A 16196-nucleotide genomic window follows, 5' to 3' on the forward strand; every position below is an offset into this window, starting at 1 on the left:
AGTTGAATGGGACGACTCGTCTCGCTGGAAATTGTGACGCCGATTGAGCAAGCCCCCGCGTTATTTGAGCTGATTATTCAAAAGACGACGCCCTCAACTGAACCGGAACTGCGATCAATTCTGGCAACCAAAACTGCACCTCCAGATATTTGTCTCTGTTTTGTGGTGGCCTTGGATGAGGTGGTTAAAACGCTCGATACACAAGCGATTGAACAAACTGATCATGTTGCGATTGGTTGTGTTTGGACAGCGTTTCGGTTCGGCGATCGCTATCTGCTTACGAGCGCCACTTCGTCCTACTCAGCGATGGCAAAAGCCTTTGAAGAAAGTCAGTCTATTCAATCCTTATTCACTGACATTGCCCAGCAAAGTGCTTCCGAAGCGCTCTTCCTACTCGATGACTGGAATCAGTCTCAATTACTCTGGCGTAGCGATCGCCCTATGATTCAAAATGACAAGGAATATTCCAATCCAGTGGATCGGCTCTGCCAAGAAATAATGATGCCTTTCAGCTCTACACAAGACCGTCGAAATTAGCCTTCAACTCTCCGACTGTATGGTCGCGAGGGACAGCGTTTGTGGGCTGAGGTGCCGACTCATTGCGGTGTAGCGGCGCGTCACAATTAAGGACGAGTGACAGGCTTCGACCAGGCGATCGGGATAGAACCCCAGGGTCTTACGCGCCAAACCCCAAGAACGACTCGTGCCCACTAAGGTGAGATCAGCCTCAGCCGTCGCCTCAATGAGAAAGTCCAAGGGATCTTGCTGCCACAGGCATTCGTAGCGAATGCGATCGCGCAGTTCAGGACTGAGCTGATCCAATAAGGCTCTCGCTTCTGCACTGAGCTCCGCCCCTGCGATCGCCTCAAATTGCAACAGTCGTAGTTGTCGTTGTGGCTGCCCCAGCAAGAGCCGCAATGCTAATTCCAAACTGAGGTCATCATGGGATGAACCGCCATAGGGTACAAGCAGATGTCGCCGCGATGAATCGCTGTCTTTGTTAACGTAAATTGCTACATCAGTCGGAGCATGATTGAGCAGATATCCCACCCGTCCCCCAAGGCGACTATCACCCACTGTTGAGCGGTGCCAGCCTGCCAAAACTAAATCGACTCGGGCTTGATCTGCTAACTGACAGAGGTCACGACCAACGTTGCCCGACGAGCGGATAATTGGCAGCACTGCTGTTGGCGGAAAGCGCATTCCAGCCAGCAGACGATCCATGCCTTGTTGCAAGCTCTGCAGTTCAGCTTCGACTTCCACGGGCATGTCATTGAAGCCATAGTCGTTGTTAATTTCCAGCAAATTGGTGGGATAAATCACCCCCATGCCTCGATCGCTCAGGGCTAAATCGGTCGCCACACTGAGTAGTTCGCGCTGCGTGCGTGGATTGGCCAAGGGCACGAGTACCTGATAGGCCGATTCAGCATTAGCCAATTGAGGCTGGGGCAGCGAGAGAATGCGCCGCTGCGGATAAAGACGATTGAGCAGTGGGGTCGTCATCACCGTCGTTACCAAAGCCATAATCACCAGCAAGGTGAACAACTCCGACGAAATTACTCCCAAGCTCAAGCCAATGTTGAGAACGACTAGTTCCGTCAAGCCCCGCGTATTCATCAACCAGCCGAGGGTTTGTGCTTCGCGGGAGGATAGTTTGCCCCAGCGCGCTGCAAGGTAAGCCCCACCGACTTTGCCCGCGATCGCGACGACCAAAATCAGTACACCAATGAACCAAAGTGCCGGTTGATTGAGACGGCTGAGATCAGTGCGCAACCCGCTATAGGCAAAGAAAACCGGCAGCAAAATCGTCAATACAAAGTCTTCGGTGCGCAGGGCTAAATCCCGTGTCAGCTCCTGATTCTTGGGCAAGACTACGCCCAGTAAAAAGGCACCGAAGATGAAGTGAATACCAATCAGCTCAGTTAGCAGTGCCGAAACCAGCACCCCCATGTAGATCGTGGCTAGCAGCACTTGGGAGAGTTCCCCGCTGCGGGCATACCAACGGCTGATCACGTTGCCCAGCCAGCGTCGCCCCAGCGTCAACATCCCCCCGCAGAAAAGGATCGCCAGAATGATCGTGGGAATGGCCGCCACCATGCTGTTGGTGCGGGTCACCGCGATCGCGATCGCCAACAGACACCAAGCCGTGAGGTCATCGATCGCAGCACAGGTCAGCGCCAAACTTCCCAGCGGCGTGCGCTGTAGGTTGCGCTCAGTGAGGATGCGCGCCAGCACCGGAAAGGCGGTAATCGACAGCGCCACACCCAGAAATAAACTGACGGGTAACAGACCGACACCCTGAACCAAAATCGCTGGATAGAAGCGCTGCAACCCAATCGCGAGGCCAATGCCCAAACCAAACGGCAGCAACACACTCAGGTTAGAAACCCAGAGGGCAAGCCGCAATCGCCCTTGCAAATACTGGGGATTGAGTTCCAGCCCAATCAAAAACATGAAGAAGATCAGGCCGACTTGAGCCAGTAGCTCAAGGTAAGACCCACTCGCCTGCGGAAAAATCGCTAGCTCTAATTTCGGAGCGATCGCCCCCAGGAAGGACGGCCCTAGCAGAATTCCCGCCGCAATCTCACCGACCACGAGGGGCTGGCCAAACCGGTGCACCAAGGAGCCCAATAACCGCGAGCAGAGGATGACGACCAGAATTTCGATCAGGACGACCACAACGTGACTGAAGTGCATGGCGGCCTCAGGTGCACGATGTTCCTATGGCAGCACGATTTCAGGAAATTGCAGCCGCTGTCGCCTCATCGCTTGCAGACAAGGGTTTGGCCGTCGGCAAGGGGAAGCGCCAGCCTTGATAAATCACCGCACCCAGCAACGGCAGGAAACCAATCCATGCCCAAAAACGACGGCGATCGCCACGGCGGTACGCATCCTCCAGCAGGAGTACGGGGAACAGCAGCGTCAGGCAAGCAAAGTCCAAGGTCATCACGTGGATGAAGCGACTGCTCTGAAATTGCTGCACAAAGTCCGCTGGATCACCTTGCAGCGCTAGGGCTCCTAAGAGGGCAATCGCCCCTGCCAAAGGCAGAGCTAACCAGCGGCGATCGAGCTTCTGGAGGAACGGCGGCCAACTAGCGGGTTGTGCGCCAGGCTGCAGCGGACGAAAGACAAAGTAGGGCAGCAGCGCAAAGGCACCCGCCCCAAAACTGGCGATCGCAAAGGGCCAAGCTCGCCAGCCCCGCTGATGGCCATCGATCAGCAAGAGCGGGCCGTAGAGCAGCGGCCATAACCCCATGGCGTTAAACAGCGCCACAATCAACGGGTTAATCCCTTGCCACTGCCCCAGCGATAGCCGACGAATTAAATCCCAGGTCTGCGGATCGTCGGGTGGAGAGAATAGAACCGTGTAACTCACGAGTGCGAGCCACGCGATCGCTGCTAGCCATCGCTTCAGAAGGCTTGAATCCACTCGCGCACCTCATATTCGGTCCAGATGCCATTTTGCCAGTAGGGATCGGCTTCGATCGCCTGTTTGACGGTTTCGATCGCGTCTGCTTCGTAAATCCCAAACACATGGGTGAGATCTTGGGTGGGGCCGAGGGTAATCAGAAGCCCTTGCTCTTTTTGCACCGCCAGCCCGGCGAGGTGCGCTTCTCGGTGGGGAGCCCGTTTTTCCAGAACGTCCTCGCAGTAGCGACCCCAGAGAACAAACTTGGCCATTTTGTCAGTGTAGTGAGACTTCTCAGGCATTATCGATGCTGCCGCTATGCTCAATCACAGGAGCCTCTTGATTTAGCCATGGTCAAAGTCTTGGCCTTCTCCGGCAGTGGCCGTCGTCAGTCCTACAACCAACGCTTGGTGGCGATCGCGGCGGCGGGTGCCCATCGAGCGGGAGCAGAAGTCACCCTGATCAATCTGCAGGATCTCAATCTGCCGATCTTTAACGAGGATGAGGAAGCCGAGCAGGGTTTACCGCCGGGTGCTGTTGGCTTCAAGCGCTTACTGCGACAGCATGACGGCTGGCTGATTGCTTGCCCGGAATACAACAGTTCAATCACGCCGCTACTGAAGAATGCGATCGACTGGGCCTCCCGGCCAGAACCGAACGGTGCAGCCAGTCCCTTCCGAGGCAAAACCACGATCTTGATGTCAGCTTCGCCGGGGCAGTTGGGCGGACTGCGGGGACTCTTTCACGTCCGCGACATCCTCTACAATCTCGGCACGATTATCCTGCCCCAGCAACGATCGCTAACCCACGCTGATCTCGCTTTTAACGATCACGATCAGCTGCAGGATGAGGCTCAACAGGAGGCTTTCCTCAACCTGGGGCGAACGCTCGTCAGCTATTTGGAACGGACTTAGTTCAGCGCGATCGCTGGGCGCTGGCGTGGGTATTCCTGCATCAAGCGCCGCACTTCTTCTGCGTGATAGGAGCTGCGGGTTAGGGGCGAGGCTACGACTTGTAGGAAGCCGAGCTCACTGCCTTGCTGTTGCCAAGCATCGAACTCAGCGGGTGTGACAAAGCGATCAACACCCAAATGTTTTTGGGTGGGCTGCAGGTACTGCCCGATCGTGACGATGTCACAGTCGACGCTGCGCAGATCCACCAGAACCTGTTGGACTTCTTCCGCACTTTCGCCCAAACCGACCATCAGCCCGGACTTGGTGTAGATCCACGGTGCCTGTTCACGACTGCGGCGCAACAGTTCCAGCGATCGCTGGTAGTCGCCTTGGGGTCGCACTCGCCGGTAGAGCCGCGAGACGGTTTCGATGTTGTGGTTCAGCACCTCGGGCGCAGCGGACAAAATGATTTCCAGTGCCTGCCAATTGCCACAGAGGTCAGGAATCAAAACCTCGATTGTGGTCTGAGGCGATCGCGATCGCACAGCCTCGATGCAGCGTTTGAATTGTTCAGCACCGCCATCCGGCAAATCATCGCGATTGACCGAGGTGATCACGACGTGATTGAGATTGAGCCGCCCCACGGCTTCTGCAAGACGCTGTGGCTCAGTCGGATCGAGTGCCTTGGGTTTCTTCTCAAAGTCAATATCGCAGTAGGGGCAAGCCCGCGTGCAAGCCGGACCCATGATCAAAAAGGTGGCCGTCCCAGCGTTAAAGCATTCACCAATGTTGGGGCAGGATGCCTCTTCGCAAACGGTATTCAGCCCCAGATCTGCCAAGACTTGCTTGACGTTGCCGACGCGTTGCCACTGCGGTGCTTTGACTCGCAGCCATTCCGGTTTGACGACCAAGAGACGCTCCTCAGTTCGGGGCTCGTGAGTGCAGAGATAGCGGCGATCACAGTCGCTGACAGGGTGCTTTAAAGGCAGCGATCGCAACTTTTCGAATTGTGACACACTGCCCCATAGGACTTGAGCGCTATCATCACCGAATCTTCAGTGCCATAAGCAGCGATCGCTTTTCACCATGCCCGACGATCTTTTTCCCTTCCTACTGGGCGTTGCCGTTCTCATCCTCTACCTCTGTTGGTCAGCTGCGACCGAAATGGGAACTCGCTGGCCTTGGAAGAAGTAAGGGCAGGCCACGATCGAGCTTAGCCATCGGTCATGTGAGTGGCGATCGCCCCCCTCAGCCCTGAAGAATCGCCAACGCGAGGTGGACGACCCAGTGGGCAACGATCGCGGCTTCTAGTCCATAGCGCCAATAGAGATAGCCTGCAACGAGGCCAAACAGCCCGTTTTGCAGCAGTAGATAGCCAGTCAGCACTGGCGTCAGCGGTAGCCCGATCGCAGCAGCATAGGGTAAGTGCGCTGCTGCAAAGACAAAAGCAGAAAGAGCAATCGCGATCGCGACCCAGCGTTTTTGAGGCAAGCCCTGACGTCGTTGTCCCCAGCGCCAGCCTAGCCAGAGCAGCAAGGTCATCAAACCCCAGCGCAGTAAAATTTCCTCCGTAATTCCGCCATAGAGGAAGCGCAGGAGTAGCGGCGGAGCAGCCATGCTAGCCAGTTCTAGCGGAAGCAGAAACTGACCGACCCCCGCGATCGCCCAGAGCAAGACACCACTGAGCAGTCCAGCTAACAATGCAGGCCAAAGTTGCGGTTGAAGCAGTGACCAGCCATTCTGACGATTGCTACAGGCAACTACAGCTGGTGCTTGCAAACCCACCGCAGGCGCGAGGCGAGCACCGATTAGAACCGCGATCGTGAGCAAAATCGTTGGCTGAATCAGCACTAAGACTCGCAGAGCCATCGGGGGTATCGGAGCTTCACCCAGTGGCGGCAAAGGCAGCAGCAACAGCGAGAGAACGCCCATCATCCCCAGCAGCCAAAGCAGGAGGTGCAATCGCCATGAAATGGCTGCATCAACAGGCTGACCCACAATGCTCCTCCTCGGACACCAAAGAAAAATCCCCTTCCGTCAGCTTACGAAAGGGGAGTCGATTCAAGCTTTAGTGGTCAGCCAGAAGGCGATCGCCTAGCCGAGCACTGCTTTCGCTTTAGCAACAACGTTGTCGACGGTGAAGCCAAATTTCTCGAACATGACGTTGCCCGGAGCCGAAGCACCGAAGGTATCGGTCGAGATCGTGGCACCTGCGTCACCGGTGTAGCGATGCCAGCCGAAGGAAGAACCTGCTTCCACAGCCAGACGCGCGGTCACAGCTTTCGGCAGCACGGACTCTTTGTACTCAGCAGACTGTTCGTCGAACAGTTCCCAGCAAGGCATGGAGACGATACGGACTTTCTTGCCTTCTGCCCGCAGTTGTTTCGCTGCTTCCACGCAGAGCGAGACTTCGCTACCGGTGGCCAGCAGGATCAGGTCCGGCGTGCCTTCGTCATCGGAGAGCACATAGGCACCCTTAGCGACGATGTCGATGCTGGAACCTTCCAAGTTGGGCAGGTTTTGGCGCGACATTGCCAAGACCGACGGACGCTTGCGATTTTCCACCGCAACTTTGTAGGCTCCGCTGGCTTCATTACCGTCCGCCGGACGGAAGACCAGCATGTTGGGGATAATCCGTAGCGAGGCGATCGTTTCCACCGGTTGGTGGGTCGGGCCATCTTCGCCCAAGCCGATCGAGTCGTGGGTGAGGACGTAGATGACGCCCACTTCCGACAGCGCCGACAGACGCATCGCGCCGCGCATGTAGTCTGCGAAGACCAAGAAGGTCGCAGCGTAAGGAATTAAGCCGCTGTTGTGCAAGGCAATGCCGTTGGCGATCGCCGCCATCGCATGCTCACGCACCCCAAAGTGGACGTTGCGGTTTTCGTAAGCGCCTTTCTGGAAGTCGCCCGAGACATGCAACTCCGTCAGGTTGGAGTGGGTCAAGTCAGCCGAGCCACCGATCAGTTCCGGCAGCACCGGAGCCAAGGCATTCAGACAGATTTCCGAGTGCTTACGGGTAGCAACCGCTTTGTCCGCCGGAGTGTAGCTCGGCAGTGCATCGGCCCAGCCGGTCGGCAATTCGCCGCGCAACATCCGCTCGAATTCAGCCGCTTCAGCAGGGTAGTTGGCTTTGTACTGAGCTAGGGTTTCATTCCAGCTCGATTCCAGTGCAGCACCGCGCTCGATCGCTTTACGCCAGTGCGCCAGCGCATCCTCGGGCACCACGAAGGGTTCGTAATCCCAGCCGAGGTTTTCGCGAGTCAGCTTGATTTCAGCTTCACCCAGCGCCGCACCGTGAACGCCAGCAGTATTGGCTTTGTTGGGCGAGCCGTAGCCAATCGTCGTGGTGACTTTGATCAGGGTCGGCTTGTCGGTCACGGCTTTCGCATCCGCGATCGCTTTCTCGATCGCTGCTAGATCGGTGTTGCCGTTCTCGACGTGCAGGACATGCCAGCCGTAGGCTTCAAAGCGCTTGCTGACATCTTCCGTGAAGGCAACATCAGTCGAGCCGTCGATGGAGATGTGGTTGTCGTCGTAGAGGGCGATCAGTTTGCCTAGGCCCCAGTGACCCGCCAGTGAAGCGGCTTCACCGGAGATCCCCTCCATGTTGCAGCCGTCGCCCAGGATCACATAGGTGTAGTGATCAACCAGCTTGGCATCGGGCTTGTTGAAGCGAGCCGCCAAGTGAGCTTCTGCTAGCGCCAGACCCACCGCGTTAGCGATGCCTTGACCCAAGGGTCCAGTGGTCACTTCCACGCCCGGGGTTTCAAAGTTCTCAGGGTGACCCGGAGTCGGCGAACCCCACTGACGGAAGTTCTTGATGTCGTCAATGCTGACGCTGTCGTAGCCGCTCAGGTGCAGCAGCGCGTACTGCAGCATGCAGCCGTGGCCGGCCGAGAGGACGAAGCGATCGCGATTGAACCAAGCAGGGTTTTTGGGATTGAAGCGCAGGAAGCGGTCCCAAAGGACGTAGGCCATCGGCGCTGCCCCCATGGGCAGACCGGGGTGACCCGACTTTGCTTTTTCGACCGCATCAATGGCAAGAAAACGGATCGAATTAATACAAAGTTCGTCGAGGGATTGAGCCGCAACAACCATAATCTCTACCTAACTGACAAAATTGACTCGGGCTTACAGCCCCCACAGGGTCAACCCAAGCGGGTGAGGCAGCAGACTTCGCCACTGACCCATCATTTCATCCTCCGGTGATCCCCATCAAGATGCGAAGGATACCTGCAGGAAATCTAAGGATGGAATTTCCGGAAGGCCAGCGTGACGTTGTGCCCACCGAAGCCGAAGGAATTGGACAAGGCCACTTCCACCGGTAGCGATCGCGCCTGATTGGGGACATAGTCCAAGTCGCAATCAGGATCAGGATCTTCCAAGTTGATCGTCGGCGGCACTTTGTCTTCGGCGATCGCCAAAGTTGTAGCGACCGCTTCAATCCCGCCCGATCCGCCCAGGAGGTGGCCGGTCATCGACTTGGTGGAGCTGATGACCAGCTTGTAGGCATGCTCACCCAAGGCTTTTTTAATTGCCGCCGTCTCCGTACTGTCATTGGCTGGCGTGCTGGTGCCATGGGCATTGATGTAGCTGACTTGGCTGGGCTGCAGATTCGCATCCCGCAAGGCCAGCTCGATCGCCCGCGCAGCACCTAAACCACCTGGCACCGGCGAGGTGATGTGATAGGCGTCGCAAGTCATGCCATAGCCGACAATCTCGCCATAGATGCGAGCGCCCCGCGCTTGGGCATGTTCCAAGGATTCCAGCACCAAAATGCCAGCCCCTTCACCCATAACAAAGCCATCACGGCCCTTATCAAAGGGACGGCAGGCATGGGCTGGGTCGTCATTGCGCAACGACAGTGCCTTACAAGCGGCAAAGCCAGCCATGGCCAACGGCGTCACGCAGGACTCAGTGCCGCCACAAACCATGGCCTTGGCATAACCGTACTGAATCAAGCGAAAGGCTTCACCAACTGCATTCGAACCCGCTGCACAGGCTGTGACTGTGACGTTACAAGGACCTTTGGCACCCAACTGGATTGCCGTCAGCCCTGCCGCCATGTTGGCGATCATCATCGGCACCATGAAGGGGCTGCAGCGATCGGGCCCTTTCTCCAGCAAAACTGTCTGCTGGTCTTCCATCACCTTGAGACCGCCAATACCGGAGCCGATCAGCACCCCAATCGAATCCGCATTGAGTTCAGTGATCTCTAGCTTGGCGTCACTCACGGCTTGGCGACTGGCCGCTACCGCGAGTTGCGCAAAGCGATCCATGCGCTTAGCATCCTTGCGATCCATGTACTGGTTCGGGTCAAAGTCCTTGACCTCACCCGCAATCTTGCAAGCATGGCGGGACGCATCAAAGCCCCGAATCAGGTCGATGCCATTGCGACCAGCAAGCAGTCCTTGCCAATATTCCGTTGGATCATTTCCGATCGGGGTAATTGCTCCCAGACCGGTAATAACAACACGCTGGCGTCCGGATTCAGTCATGGATGCGTCTCTGCACAAACGATGGTCAGCAACAGCAGGCTCGGTTGAGCCCCAGTGACTTCATCCCCTAGGCAGCTTTGCTGGCGATGAAATCGACGGCATCTTGAACGGTCGCAATGCCTTCAGCGGCTTCGTCAGGAATTTCGATATCAAATGCTTCTTCCAGAGCCATCACCAGTTCCACGGTGTCCAGTGAGTCCGCTCCCAGATCATTTTGGAAGCTGGATTCTGGCTTGACTTCAGCCACATCCACACTCAGCTGCTCGGCCACGATGTCCTTGACTTTGCTGAAGATGTCTTCTTGGCTCATGGATGCTCTCTACCTAGAAATGCGGGAAACAAGGTGACAATGAAGGGGGGTCGCCAGAAGCTAAGCCCAGTCAGCAGTTTTGCCGACTGCCCAGACCGAAACGATCGCGTGATCAGGGCGTGATCAGAGAGCGTTCGGATTTAGGCATCCCTACATCTTAAAGGCAAGCGGAGCCCCCGCTAAATAGCGGAGATGACCTCAAGGGGACGAGACCGTCTCGGAGCTGTAACAAAAACAAGGGCGATCGTGGGTCAATCCCTTGCCCTGCTTGGCAATTTGTTAATTTTTTGCAGCCGCGCGAAAACTGGTTGAAAGCCCCACGGTATGCTGAGGCCGGAAATTGCCTGAATGCCTGTTACATCAGGCTGTTTGGCTTGCGCAGTGGTTCGGCCGTTTGCTGCCGACGTTGCCCAGAGTCTAGCGCTGCAATTGGAGCAACAGTTCAATGTCTCATTCGGTCAAGATTTACGACACTTGCATCGGCTGCACCCAGTGCGTGCGGGCGTGCCCTCTCGATGTGCTGGAAATGGTGCCCTGGGACGGCTGTAAAGCCGGTCAGATCGCTGCTTCTCCACGGACTGAAGACTGTGTGGGCTGTAAGCGTTGCGAAACAGCTTGCCCCACCGACTTTTTGAGCATTCGGGTCTATCTGGGTGCTGAAACGACTCGCAGTATGGGTCTGGCTTACTAAAGCCACGTCAACGGTCAAGATCCAGGCTTGTGGTTTAGGGGGCGATCGCCCCCTTTTTTGTGACCTCTTTCTGCGGCGATCGCCCTTGAAGGGGACAGACTTTCCGCTACGATGGCTGCCATTGATCCCTGCTGGGAGTTCAGTCCATGTGCGGCATCGTTGGCTATATCGGCACTCAGCCTGCCAGTCACATCCTCTTGGATGGTCTGCGGCAGCTGGAGTATCGCGGCTACGATTCAGCCGGTATTGCAACCCTGTGGGATCATCAGCTCCAAATTGTGCGGGCGGAAGGCAAGCTCCACAATCTGCAAGCTGCACTGCAAAACCATGACAGTCCTGCCCACCTCGGCATTGGGCATACCCGCTGGGCAACCCACGGCAAACCGGAAGTCCGGAACGCCCACCCCCACAAAGACATGAGTGGCTTAGTGGCGGTTGTTCAGAATGGCATCGTCGAAAACTACCGTGAGCTGCGTGAGGCACTGCAGGCGGAAGGAATCGAGTTTGTCTCAGACACCGACACGGAAGTTATCCCCAATTTGATTGCGCGTCACTTCCGGCAATTGGAAGCGGCAGGCAGTGCGCCTGACTCGCGACTACTGGAGGCGGTACGCCTGGCGGTACAGGAGTTAGAGGGAGCCTACGCGATCGCGGTGCTCTGTATCGATGCTCCCGATGAGATCGTGGTGGCGCGCCAGCAAGCACCTCTGGTGATTGGCTTTGGTCAAGGGGAGTTTTTCTGCGCTTCAGATACGCCGGCAATCATCAACCACACTCGAGCCGTGGTGACGCTTGAGAATGGCGAGATGGCCCGACTAACGCCGCTGGGGGTTGAGATCTTTAACTTCCAAGGCGATCGCCTGCGTAAGCAACCACGGTTGTTGAGCGGTACCTCTCTGTTGGCGGAAAAACAGGGCTTCCGCCACTACATGCTCAAGGAGATTTACGACCAACCGGGCGTGGTGCGCAGTTGGTTGAGCACTCACCTCAATGACAATTGGCGTGCTGATGCCGCCGATGAACCAGCCCAAGTGGCACCCTATCCCCATGCGCAAACGCCGGTCATCCTCAATTTGCCCGACGAGCTGCTCAATGACCTTGAGCAAATTCAGATTCTGGCTTGTGGCACTAGCTGGCATGCCAGCCTTGTCGGACGCTACTTGCTCGAAACGTTGGCAGGCGTGCCTACACAGGTTTACTACGCTTCGGAGTTTCGCTATGCTCCTGCGCCGCTGGTGCGCAACACCCTCACGATTGGGGTGACGCAGTCTGGCGAGACCGCAGACACGCTGGCCGCTTTGGAGAAAGAAGGCGAACGGCGATCGGGCTTGGGCGCTGAGTTTGCACCGCGTTTGCTGGGGATTACCAACCGCTCGGAAAGTACGCTGGCCCACGTGGTGCCGCACATTCTCGATATCCAAGCAGGAATTGAGGTGGGCGTTGCAGCCACAAAGACCTTTTTAGGACAGGTGCTGGCTTTCTATGGTCTGGCGATCGATTTGGCCTATCGGCGCGGCAGTCAGTCGCACGAAAAACTTGAAGCCTTAATCGCAGGACTGAAACGGATTCCAGATCAGATTGAGCAGCTGTTGCGGGAACAAGATGGGGCAATTGAGTCGCTCGCCCATCAGTTCACCGAAACCCAAGACTTCATCTTTATGGGGCGTGGGATTAACTTCCCGATCGCCCTCGAAGGGGCGCTAAAGCTGAAGGAGATTAGCTACATCCATGCTGAGGGCTATCCGGCAGGTGAGATGAAGCACGGCCCGATCGCGCTGCTCGATTCGAAGGTGCCGGTGGTTGCGATCGCAGTTCCAGGTTCTGTGTACGACAAGGTGCTCTCAAACGCCCAAGAAGCGAAAGCCCGAGATGCGCGAATGATTGGCGTACTCCCAGATGGCCCTGATGCTAATGTTTTTGACTATCACCTCTGGGTGCCAATTGTGGATGAACTGCTCTCGCCGCTACTGACGGTTATCCCACTGCAATTGCTGAGCTATCATATCGCTGCACTGCGGGGTTTGGACGTCGACCAACCTCGAAATCTTGCCAAATCTGTCACTGTCGAGTAGACAAAGAAGAAAACTGACTCTAAATCACTAGTGAAGTTCTAATAGTGCTTTGAATTTCTTGTGTTTGTAGACTATTGTAAATCAAGCAGTAGTTGCTGATCCTTAATTTTTACTTCTCTTCCTGAGACTAAAGCAAGGTAGTAGTTTTTATCAGCTAAAACTTGTTCTAGGTGTTTGCACCTTGTAAGAGCAACAAATAATGCAGCAGCTCTAGCCTGGCAATTCAAGGACTTTGCAGGATTGAATGCAATGTCTGAAAATCCCTGAAACTCAAAAAGCTGTTCGGAAAGACTTGTATTTTGAGAGAGAGCTTGTAAATAAAGCCAATCATAAAATGCTGTTACTGGTTGGCAAGGAAAATCCTCACCAAAAAAAGAGTATTTGACAAAGTGACCAGAACTACGTAACCTTTCGTCAACCTTAGCATCTCTGCTAGAAACATAATAAAGATCTGTATAAGGTCCACCGCTAGCAAATACTTTGCTACCTTGATAAGCACACTCAACAGAGAGTTTTATTTCTTGGCTTGGTAGTGCTACCTCTAACATGAGATTGAAAGCACTCAGTGATATACCAAGATGGCTAACTGACTTAGAGGAGATTTCTAGGATAGGCCAAATATTTTTTTTTGCTGCTTCTGTATGTAGAGAAACAATAGATTTTTGAGCTTGAACTTTTGATAGTCCTGAATACCATGTAAATTCAATTGGTATTTCTTTAACGAAAGTATCTTCTAAAGAAGATGGAATAAAGACTGGACGTATAGCCATTTTAGTCTCACAAATTTCTAATATAAGCTGCTGGGATATGTTCTTTTACTAGCACTTCAGCTTGCCAATAATATTTCTCATCTTCACTTGTCCATTCTGGCTTCCTCAATACATCAAAGCGAATGCGCTTGAAGTCATTCAATTGATCGCCTATTAAAGCTCGATTTGCTGTAGCATTGCCATCGCTAAATAGTGTGTCTCTCCAAAAGATAACTTCGGGATCTATTTCTAGTATGTATGGCTTCATTAATCGTCCATCTGAACGTGCGACATAAAACATTGGAGTGTATTTGGCAAAACTTACACGAACATAGTTGCCTAGGCTTCTTCTGCGATCAAGGTCACGTGATAAAGAATTACCACCAGGTCGAGGGACTGTAATTTGACGATTTTCGCAGTACTCCCAGCTATATAGACCCCCGCAGCGGCGAATAGAGTCCAGATTGGCTTGGTCGGTAAAGTGATAGAGGGTAGTAACACTGTTTGTTCGAACAAGTTGCTCTAAATATTGCCACTCAGCTTTTCGTGGATGTTGTGTGAGTGTAGCAGTAGAAGAGACTCGCTTCCCTGTAAATGCTCTAAGCAAATCATCAAAAAATCCCATAGCTTTAAAAAGCCACTACGCTTTATTAGAACAAGCGACACTGGGATTGCTCTAGTCTTCTCTATATTTTTATTTTTAGATTTTAAACACTCAGCAATGAGCCTATGGGTTTTGGGCACGTTGACGTGCTTCAAGGAGTGTTGCTTGCATCGCAGGCGCTTGAAAGAGCTGATTCGTGTCAGCTAAAAGGCGATCGCCCCACAACTGTTCTTTCAGGAAATCCACGCTGACATACTGACTATCCTTACCCAAAGCTTGCTGGGCAAGTTGGATAGCTTCTGCTGTTTGTCCTTTTTGATAGAGCAAGACTGCTTTTGCTAGCACCGGCTCAGCAGCACTTTTACTCAACTCAATCGCACGATTCCAATAATTTAAGGCTTGTTGGCGATCGCCCTGTTCATAACTGACCAAGCCCAAGTTATTGATCGCTTCCCAGAAATCTGGCTTGACTTGAATCGCTTTTTGGAAAGCTGCGATCGCGGGCGGATATTGCTTCTGAATGAGATAGACATTGCCGAGATCAAACAGTGCGCCGGATGAATCAGGTTTAATGGCCAGTCCCCGCTGCAGGAAGCTCGCCGCCTCGCTGTAATTTCCCTGCCGGAAGCGGGCTGAGCCCAGCGCAAACAGGATCGCTGGTTCGCGGGGCGCTAACTTCTGTGCTTTATCTAGTGCCTCGATCGCGGGTTCGAGCTGATTGAGTCTCAAGCTCGCATCGGCTAAAACCAACCACACTCGAAAATCATTCGGTGCCAACTGGGCAGCCAAAGCAGCCTGCCGCTGGGCAAACTCCACCTGCTGGAACTGTAAGAGCTGAGCAGCTTCCTGCGCCAGTGCCAAACCCTGCTCTTGTAGATAGCTCGGATCGATATCGGGCACATAAGGCGTGAAGGCTCGGGCAGGTGAGAGCGCCGTTCCACTGCAACTGAGTGCGGCAATCAAGGCAATTAGAGCAGTTCGCTTCACAGATCAGCCGGAGAGCAGTCATCGCTAGCTTAGCGGATTCCCTTCAGGCTGCTGGGCTAAGTTCGCCCGACTATTGCGCTGCCACATCGCAGGTTTGATGCGTCGCAGTGCTGACCCCTGAAACTGCTGATCCCATGCTTCCTCTGAAAGTATCGCTAGCTTAGCCAGATCCGGTGCCAGCAACTCTGGTCGCGGCTGCAGCTCTGGCAGAGTGGTTTGCTGAGCAAAGCGCTGGTTCCAAGGACAGACCTCTTGGCAGATATCGCAGCCTGCCACCCAGCCGTGGAGATTCTGGGCGATCGCTTCGGGTAACTCTGTCGCTCGGTTCTCGATCGTGTGATAGGCAATGCAGCGATTGGCATCCACCACGTAAGGTTCAACGATCGCTTGGGTCGGGCAAGCGTCTAGACAGCGGCTACAGGTGCCACAGTGGGCAGTGTGCGGACGATCGGCGGGCAATGCGAGATCCGTCACCAGTTCCCCTAGAAAGATCCAGGAGCCAAACTCACGACTAATGACATTGCTGTTTTTGGCAATCCAGCCCAAGCCCGCTCGTTGAGCCCAGACCTTATCCGCGATCGGTCCGCTATCCACATACCAGCGACATTCGCAGCCCGGCTGCTGGGTTTGTAGCCAGCGCGCCAAGGCTTTCAGGCGCTTTTCGAGCACGCGATGGTAGTCGCGCCCCCAAGCGTAGCGAGCAATTTTGCCCACATCCGGTGTTGATTCTGGATGATCGCCGGTGTAGTAGTTCAGTGCGACACAGATGACTGACTGAGCACTGGGGAGCAGATTGCGGACATCTCGACGGCGATCGCTCGCCATCCAGCCCATCTCAGCTTGATAGCCCTTCTCCAACCAGCGATCGAGCGCAGCTAACGCTGCAGTATCGGGTGGATCGACACTGGCAATCCCCACTTTGTCAAAACCAAGGGCGATTGCTTCTGCCTTAATCTGCTCCGCAAGCGTTGGGGTCATCA

At 54.7% G+C, this 16196-nt stretch carries 16 protein-coding genes; 4 read left to right on the forward strand and 12 right to left on the reverse strand.

The window, feature by feature from the left end; translation table 11 throughout:
- Positions 1–6: 6 nt before the first annotated feature.
- Positions 7–537, forward strand: a complete 531-nt coding sequence (locus tag DOP62_RS10790) for a hypothetical protein (protein WP_208674712.1) — start codon at positions 7–9, stop codon at positions 535–537.
- 3 nt (positions 538–540) lie between these two features.
- On the opposite strand, the gene DOP62_RS10795 is transcribed toward DOP62_RS10790, so the two are convergent.
- From DOP62_RS10795 to DOP62_RS10805, 3 genes are read right to left on the reverse strand one after another with little or no spacing between them, the layout of a single operon-like run.
- The gene (locus tag DOP62_RS10795; protein WP_208674714.1) at positions 541–2697 is read right to left on the reverse strand and encodes a cation:proton antiporter; all 2157 of its coding nucleotides are present in this window, start codon (positions 2695–2697) and stop codon (positions 541–543) included.
- Positions 2698–2737: 40 nt separating this feature from the next.
- Complete coding sequence (locus DOP62_RS10800) at positions 2738–3430, reverse strand: hypothetical protein (RefSeq protein ID WP_208674716.1); 693 nt, start codon at positions 3428–3430, stop codon at positions 2738–2740.
- Positions 3412–3681 carry a YciI family protein gene (locus DOP62_RS10805; RefSeq protein WP_208674718.1) on the reverse strand — a complete coding sequence of 90 codons (270 nt, stop codon included), beginning with the start codon at positions 3679–3681 and terminating at the stop codon, positions 3412–3414. The genes DOP62_RS10800 and DOP62_RS10805 overlap by 19 nt, the downstream gene beginning before the upstream one ends.
- Before the next feature lie 78 nt (positions 3682–3759).
- Here DOP62_RS10805 and DOP62_RS10810 point away from each other — a divergent pair, with 78 nt between their 5' ends.
- Positions 3760–4323, forward strand: coding sequence for an NADPH-dependent FMN reductase (locus DOP62_RS10810; RefSeq protein WP_208674720.1), 564 nt, complete (start codon positions 3760–3762; stop codon positions 4321–4323).
- Here the strand turns inward: DOP62_RS10810 and lipA are convergent.
- From lipA to acpP, 5 genes are all read right to left on the reverse strand, one after another.
- A complete protein-coding gene (gene lipA, locus DOP62_RS10815) occupies positions 4320–5318 on the reverse strand; it encodes a lipoyl synthase (protein WP_261789907.1) in 999 nt (332 codons plus the stop codon). The genes DOP62_RS10810 and lipA overlap by 4 nt on opposite strands.
- Positions 5319–5550: 232 nt before the next feature.
- A complete protein-coding gene (locus tag DOP62_RS10820; protein WP_208674723.1) occupies positions 5551–6300 on the reverse strand; it encodes a CPBP family glutamic-type intramembrane protease in 750 nt (249 codons plus the stop codon).
- A gap of 96 nt (positions 6301–6396) precedes the next feature.
- Entirely contained in the window at positions 6397–8403 is a 2007-nt protein-coding gene (gene tkt, locus DOP62_RS10825; protein ID WP_208674725.1) for a transketolase, read from the reverse strand.
- A 146-nt stretch (positions 8404–8549) separates the two neighbouring features.
- Entirely contained in the window at positions 8550–9803 is a 1254-nt protein-coding gene (gene fabF / locus DOP62_RS10830) for a beta-ketoacyl-ACP synthase II (RefSeq protein WP_370538791.1), read from the reverse strand.
- A 67-nt stretch (positions 9804–9870) separates the two neighbouring features.
- On the reverse strand, positions 9871–10113 hold the full coding sequence (gene acpP, locus DOP62_RS10835) for an acyl carrier protein (RefSeq protein ID WP_011243297.1): 243 nt from the start codon (positions 10111–10113) through the stop codon (positions 9871–9873).
- Between the two features lie 445 nt (positions 10114–10558).
- Here acpP and psaC point away from each other — a divergent pair, with 445 nt between their 5' ends.
- The gene (gene psaC, locus DOP62_RS10840; protein ID WP_011243298.1) at positions 10559–10804 is read left to right on the forward strand and encodes a photosystem I iron-sulfur center protein PsaC; all 246 of its coding nucleotides are present in this window, start codon (positions 10559–10561) and stop codon (positions 10802–10804) included.
- A 146-nt stretch (positions 10805–10950) separates the two neighbouring features.
- Positions 10951–12876: a glutamine--fructose-6-phosphate transaminase (isomerizing) gene (gene glmS, locus DOP62_RS10845; RefSeq protein ID WP_208674727.1), complete on the forward strand. Its 1926-nt coding sequence runs from the start codon at positions 10951–10953 to the stop codon at positions 12874–12876.
- Positions 12877–12947: 71 nt separating this feature from the next.
- Here glmS and DOP62_RS10850 read toward each other — a convergent pair whose 3' ends face one another.
- From DOP62_RS10850 to queG, 4 genes are all read right to left on the reverse strand, one after another.
- Positions 12948–13646: a DarT1-associated NADAR antitoxin family protein gene (locus tag DOP62_RS10850; protein ID WP_208674729.1), complete on the reverse strand. Its 699-nt coding sequence runs from the start codon at positions 13644–13646 to the stop codon at positions 12948–12950.
- Positions 13647–13653: 7 nt separating this feature from the next.
- Complete coding sequence (locus tag DOP62_RS10855) at positions 13654–14250, reverse strand: DarT ssDNA thymidine ADP-ribosyltransferase family protein (protein ID WP_208674731.1); 597 nt, start codon at positions 14248–14250, stop codon at positions 13654–13656.
- A gap of 102 nt (positions 14251–14352) precedes the next feature.
- Complete coding sequence (locus tag DOP62_RS10860; protein ID WP_208674733.1) at positions 14353–15216, reverse strand: tetratricopeptide repeat protein; 864 nt, start codon at positions 15214–15216, stop codon at positions 14353–14355.
- A gap of 24 nt (positions 15217–15240) precedes the next feature.
- Entirely contained in the window at positions 15241–16194 is a 954-nt protein-coding gene (gene queG / locus DOP62_RS10865; RefSeq protein WP_208674735.1) for a tRNA epoxyqueuosine(34) reductase QueG, read from the reverse strand.
- Positions 16195–16196: the final 2 nt, after the last annotated feature.

Origin of the sequence: Synechococcus elongatus PCC 11801, from assembly GCF_003846445.2 — a bacterium.
Classification (GTDB): domain Bacteria; phylum Cyanobacteriota; class Cyanobacteriia; order Synechococcales; family Synechococcaceae; genus Synechococcus; species Synechococcus elongatus_A.

Bases quoted from the DNA above. Each gene is read 5' to 3' on its own strand.
- DOP62_RS10790 (WP_208674712.1), top strand. From the start codon at position 7: ATGGGACGACTCGTCTCGCTGGAAATTGTGACGCCGATTGAGCAAGCC.
- DOP62_RS10795 (WP_208674714.1), bottom strand. From the start codon at position 2,697: ATGCACTTCAGTCACGTTGTGGTCGTCCTGATCGAAATTCTGGTCGTC.
- DOP62_RS10805 (WP_208674718.1), bottom strand. From the start codon at position 3,681: ATGGCCAAGTTTGTTCTCTGGGGTCGCTACTGCGAGGACGTTCTGGAA.
- DOP62_RS10810 (WP_208674720.1), top strand. From the start codon at position 3,760: ATGGTCAAAGTCTTGGCCTTCTCCGGCAGTGGCCGTCGTCAGTCCTAC.
- tkt (WP_208674725.1), bottom strand. From the start codon at position 8,403: ATGGTTGTTGCGGCTCAATCCCTCGACGAACTTTGTATTAATTCGATC.
- fabF (WP_370538791.1), bottom strand. From the start codon at position 9,803: ATGACTGAATCCGGACGCCAGCGTGTTGTTATTACCGGTCTGGGAGCA.
- acpP (WP_011243297.1), bottom strand. From the start codon at position 10,113: ATGAGCCAAGAAGACATCTTCAGCAAAGTCAAGGACATCGTGGCCGAG.
- psaC (WP_011243298.1), top strand. From the start codon at position 10,559: ATGTCTCATTCGGTCAAGATTTACGACACTTGCATCGGCTGCACCCAG.
- glmS (WP_208674727.1), top strand. From the start codon at position 10,951: ATGTGCGGCATCGTTGGCTATATCGGCACTCAGCCTGCCAGTCACATC.
- DOP62_RS10850 (WP_208674729.1), bottom strand. From the start codon at position 13,646: ATGGCTATACGTCCAGTCTTTATTCCATCTTCTTTAGAAGATACTTTC.
- DOP62_RS10855 (WP_208674731.1), bottom strand. From the start codon at position 14,250: ATGGGATTTTTTGATGATTTGCTTAGAGCATTTACAGGGAAGCGAGTC.
- queG (WP_208674735.1), bottom strand. From the start codon at position 16,194: ATGACCCCAACGCTTGCGGAGCAGATTAAGGCAGAAGCAATCGCCCTT.